This window comes from Herbaspirillum sp. B65, from assembly GCF_000333555.1.
Classification (GTDB): Bacteria; Pseudomonadota; Gammaproteobacteria; order Burkholderiales; family Burkholderiaceae_D; genus Herbaspirillum; species Herbaspirillum rubrisubalbicans.
Genome location: NZ_BADI01000888.1, coordinates 1 through 2,797, shown reverse-complemented (window position 1 = coordinate 2,797; position 2,797 = coordinate 1). Strand labels below are relative to the sequence as shown.

At 62.7% G+C, this 2,797-nt stretch carries 3 protein-coding genes; 2 read left to right on the top strand and 1 reads right to left on the bottom strand.

Features of this window, described 5'->3' with window-relative positions:
• Positions 1-189: 189 nt before the first annotated feature.
• Complete coding sequence (gene zigA, locus I5W_RS21075; RefSeq protein WP_017450527.1) at positions 190-1,404, bottom strand: zinc metallochaperone GTPase ZigA; 1,215 nt, start codon at positions 1,402-1,404, stop codon at positions 190-192.
• A gap of 213 nt (positions 1,405-1,617) precedes the next feature.
• Here zigA and I5W_RS21070 point away from each other — a divergent pair, with 213 nt between their 5' ends.
• Positions 1,618-1,842, top strand: a complete 225-nt coding sequence (locus I5W_RS21070) for a hypothetical protein (RefSeq protein WP_026051919.1) — start codon at positions 1,618-1,620, stop codon at positions 1,840-1,842.
• A 200-nt stretch (positions 1,843-2,042) separates the two neighbouring features.
• The coding region (locus tag I5W_RS21065) for a PepSY-associated TM helix domain-containing protein (RefSeq protein WP_252717154.1) at positions 2,043-2,797 on the top strand (755 nt) is incomplete at its 3' end.

The window sequence follows — 2,797 nt, the reverse complement described above, 5'->3', positions numbered from 1 at the left end:
CTTGCGATTTTGCCTAGTCCGAATGCGGGACGTTTTCACCGTTATTCCCCTGATGATCCAGGCGCCCGCTCGCCAATAATCCTAGCCTATTGTTCTATAAATCCGTCCAGCGCACGCGACGCAGGACGGGCCGAAGTTGAGCACGGCCACGCGCGGGCACAAGTTGCTGATGGTTTCGAGCCATGCGCATCACTCCCAGGCAGGGAAGGGGTCGGCCATGCGCGCCCAGCCCAGCGGGCCTTGCGCCATCTCGGCGTCCGACAGCAGGCAGGCGTCGAGACGGGCGCGCAGGGCTTGCTGGTCCATCTCGATGCCGATCAAGACCAGCTCCTGGCGGGCGTCGCCCACGTTCTCATCCCATTGCTGCAGGATGAAATCGATGGATTCCTGTTCCTGCGGCCATTGCTCGCGTGGCACTGCGGCCCACCACTTGCCGGCCAGTCCATGGCGGCACACGGCCCCGGCCTGCGACCAGGAGCCGGCATGGGCCGGTCGCGTCGCCAGCCAGAAGAAACCCTTGGAGCGCACCACGCCCGGCCATTCACGGTTGACCAGATCAAAGAAACGCTGTGGATGCATGGGCCGGCGCGCGCGCCAGGCGAAGCTGGTAATGCCGTACTGTTCGGTCTCCGGCACGTGCTCGCCACGCAATTCCTGCAACCAGCCGGGAGCTTGGCTGGCTTGCTCGAAGTCGAACAGACCGGTGTTCAACACCTGGTCCAGCGCAACCTTGCCGAATTGCGCCGTGACCATGCGCGCGCGCGGGTTGAGCTTGTGCAGGATGGCGTGCAGGCGTTCCAGATCGGCCGGCGCGACCAGGTCCAGCTTGTTGAGGACGATCACGTCGCAGAATTCGATCTGCTCGATGAGCAGATCGACCACCGTGCGGCCATCTTCCTCGCCCATCGATTCGCCACGCTCCTGCAGGCTGTCCTGGGAGCTGTAGTCCTTGAGGAAATTGAAGGCATCGACCACCGTCACCATGGTGTCCAGGCGTGCCACATCCGACAGGCTGGCGCCATCTTCATCGGTGAAGGTGAAGGTTTCGGCCACCGGCAGCGGCTCCGAGATGCCGGTCGATTCGATCACCAACTGATCGAAGCGGCGCTCGCGGGCCAGCTTGCGCACTTCCATGAGCAAGTCTTCGCGCAGGGTGCAGCAGATGCAGCCATTGCTCATCTCCACCAGTTTTTCCTCGGTGCGCGAGAGGTCGGCGCCACCGTCGCGTACCAGCGCGGCATCGATGTTGACCTCTGACATATCATTGACGATCACCGCCACGCGGCGGCCTTCGCGGTTGTTCAGGATGTGGTTGAGCAGGGTGGTCTTGCCGGCACCGAGGAAGCCGGAAAGCACCGTCACGGGAAGCCGGCGATCGCCGGGCTGGCGTTGGGTGGTGGTCATGAAAAGAGTGGAAATGGTGGGCTGGGAACGTCCGGGCAATATTTAAATGCGGTCGCATAGATGCAACTTGGTTGCAAATATCTCACAAATGCAACAATGTTGCAAATTGTGTGGACCAGGTGCTCATTGATGGGCCTCGCGGCAAGGGGGCGCTCCGGTGCGAAAGCCCGGCTTGTGCTAGCATTGCGCCTCGCAACAAGGAGGTTTCATCACATGTCCCAGATCTTCCCGTACAAGGGAAATGCCGTCATTCCAGAGATCAAGACGCTCGATAACGGTAAATTCATGGCTTGCTTCGTGATCCACGAGGGCAAGGATGGCAGCGGCAAGCTGCGCTACCAGCGCAAGGCGCCTACCAATGAATTCGATACCGAAGACGAGGCCATTGCCTACATCCTCGATTTTTCGGGCGACTGGATCGACGAAAACCCCATGTGATCCGCTGGATGCGGCCTACCAGCAGTCGGGCTGCACCGCCAAGCACCTGGCACAGAAGAGCCGCATGGTAACTACCGTCGGCTCTTTTTTCATGGGCGCATGGCTGCGACAAATTGCCACATTCGCAGCCGTGGCTGCGCAGCCTACAATCGCGCACCTGATGATCCTTTGCGTCCGCCTTGCGCGTCGACCTTGCCTGCATGACTACCCACTCCCTCCAGCCCGCCGCTGATGGCACTGCCGTCACCGCTGCCAGCCGCGCCCGTGCGACGGTCTCTGCCGTGCAGGCGGTGCTGCTGCGCCTGCATTTCTACATCGGCTTGTTCGTCGGCCCCTTCATCCTGGTGGCCGCGCTCACCGGCACGCTTTATGTCCTTACGCCACAGATCGAGTCGCACCTGTATGCGCAGCAACTCTACAACCACACCTCCGGCGTGGTCCGACCGCTGGCCGACCAGGTGGCGGCAGCGCAAGCCTTCCTGGGGCCGGATGCGCGCCTGTTCGCAGTGCGTCCGGCCAGAGCAGCCGGCTGGAATACGCGGGTCATGTTCAGCCAGAGCGGACTGGGTGACTCGGAAAGCCGCGCCATCTTCGTCGATCCGGTGAGCCTGCAGGTCAGGGGCGATCTGATCGTCTATGGCACCAGCGGCGTGCTACCGCTGCGCACCACCCTGGATTACCTGCACCGCAACCTGATGCTGGGCTCACTGGGCCGCAACTACAGCGAACTGGCCGCCTCCTGGTTGTGGCTGGGGGCGCTGGGCGGCGTGTGGCTGTGGTGGCGTGGGCGCAAGCAACGGCGCGCGGTCAATGTGATACGCCCGCTGAACGTGCGCCGCCTGCATACGCTGCTGGGATTGTGGATCGTGATCGGGTTGGTGTTCTTCTCGGCCACCGGGTTGACCTGGTCGCGCTGGGCCGGCGAGCGGGTCAGCCAGATGCGCGTGCAATGGGC

What these genes read in the sequence shown, in the direction of transcription:
- zigA (WP_017450527.1), bottom strand. Translation starts at nt 1,404, where the DNA reads ATGACCACCACCCAACGCCAGCCCGGCGATCGCCGGCTTCCCGTGACG.
- I5W_RS21070 (WP_026051919.1), top strand. Translation starts at nt 1,618, where the DNA reads ATGTCCCAGATCTTCCCGTACAAGGGAAATGCCGTCATTCCAGAGATC.